The 1,198-nt window shown below is 32.8% G+C and carries 1 protein-coding gene and 1 pseudogene; both read left to right on the top strand.

Translation table 11 applies throughout. The features are described 5' to 3' along the window. Positions 1–205, top strand: a pseudogene (locus LS72_RS10490) (hypothetical protein); the annotation flags it as partial. Continuing rightward, the coding region (locus LS72_RS10485; RefSeq protein ID WP_138155356.1) for a TraC family protein at positions 202–1,198 on the top strand (997 nt) is incomplete at its 3' end. The pseudogene LS72_RS10490 and the gene LS72_RS10485, both read left to right, overlap by 4 nt.

Raw genomic sequence — 1,198 nt, 5'->3', positions numbered from 1 at the left:
TGTAGAGCTTCCCAATAATATGCCTTTATACAGGCAACCATTGTTTGCTCAAATTGTAATATTCCCATTTGTAAGCAAGGATGGAAACTATCACGGTTATAGCGAATCTTGGATTAAGATTAAGGAGGGTGAATTTGTATTAAGCGACGCAGGAGCAGAAGCGAACAAAGAGAGAATTTTTGATTTAAATCAGGCTAGAAAATGAAATTAAGCGAGATTCAAAGTAAATTAAAACCCACCAAAGAATCCCTAAATATACAAAAGGAAAATATCCTAAAAAAAGCAATAAAGCCTTTTTCGGATTTAACTTCCTTACCAACAGCAATTTTTAAAAATATTTTTAAGCGTTATAGACTTTCAGATTTCTTGCCCTACCTATGCTATGACAAAGAGGAGAAAATTTATATTAATAACGATAACTCTTATGGAGCTATATTTCTTTGCTCTCCTAGAATCAAATCTACCGATAGTCAAAGTATTCAAGAGCTTTTAAATAAATTAGAAGAAGGTGTTTTTTTGCAATTTATGATTTTTGGCTCAAAAAATATCACAGATTTTGTGGAATACTGGCGTGAGGAGCATTTACTTAGAGCAAGGGATGAAAACAACGAACTCTTAGAAAATGCTGTCAATTCAATGGCAGAGTTCTACTTCTCTAAAACCAAAAGTGGAATCTCTAAAAATATGACCGTTAGGGTTAAAAATTTTAATCTCATCATCTCTTTAAAAAGTGATAACAAGGAAAAGCTATTAAAGACAAAAGAAAATATGCAAAATATTCTTGAAACCAATAGTTTTGCACCTAGAGAATTAACTCCAGAGGGATTAAAACCTTATCTTTGGGAGCTTTTTAACCCTAATCATAATATTAGAAATATTCCAGCCTATGATAGAAATGCCTATTTAAATCGACAACTCATTATGCCTAGCACTTCTATTTTGGTAAAAGATACGCATTTACAAATCGATGGGAAATCGTGGATTTCTCTTGCAGTTGCTTCTATGCCTCAAGAATTTCATATTGTAGAGTTTGGAGAAAAGATAGGAGATACACTAAGCTCTGCACTTAATACTAATCAATTCCAAGATACATTTTTTATTACTGCCTCTGTATGCCTTTTGCCAAAGAAAAAGGCAAATTCTGCTTCACGCAATCATTCTATTATTGCCACTCAAAGCTGGAGTGAAGCTCTATTTA

Source organism: Helicobacter apodemus, from assembly GCF_000765745.2.
Lineage (GTDB): Bacteria > Campylobacterota > Campylobacteria > Campylobacterales > Helicobacteraceae > Helicobacter_D > Helicobacter_D apodemus.
Note: the sequence above shows the minus strand (reverse complement) of the source record. Positions and strands in the feature narration are given on the sequence as shown.